The 358-nt window shown below is 51.1% G+C and carries 1 protein-coding gene; it reads left to right on the top strand.

Annotated elements, in window-relative coordinates:
• On the top strand, positions 1-358 hold a 358-nt coding region (locus KDM89_RS20555; RefSeq protein ID WP_212689711.1), incomplete at both ends, for a protein-methionine-sulfoxide reductase heme-binding subunit MsrQ.

Consider the following 358-nt stretch of genomic DNA (forward strand, 5'->3'; position numbering starts at 1 on the left):
TAATCCGCTGGAATATCTGACCCGTTACAGCGGCGACTGGGCCTTGTATTTTCTGGTGCTGACACTGGCGGTCACGCCGCTGCGCAAACTGCTGCAACAGCCGTGGTTATTGCGTTTCAGACGCATGTTGGGTCTGTACACGTTTTTTTATGCGGCCCTGCATTTTCTGATGTTCTTTTGGTTCGATCATTTTTTCGATTTACTGGAGATGTGGGCGGATGTGCTCAAGCGTCCGTTCATTGCGGTTGGGTTGATCGCTTTCTGTGCTTTAGTGCCACTGGCCATAAGCAGTCACAATGGTGTGATCAGGCGCATGGGTGGGAAAGCCTGGCAGCGCTTGCATCAGTTGATTTATGTG

Origin of the sequence: Cognatundibacterium luofuense (genome assembly GCF_018139685.1) — a bacterium.
Lineage (GTDB): Bacteria > Pseudomonadota > Gammaproteobacteria > Burkholderiales > Burkholderiaceae_D > Undibacterium > Undibacterium luofuense.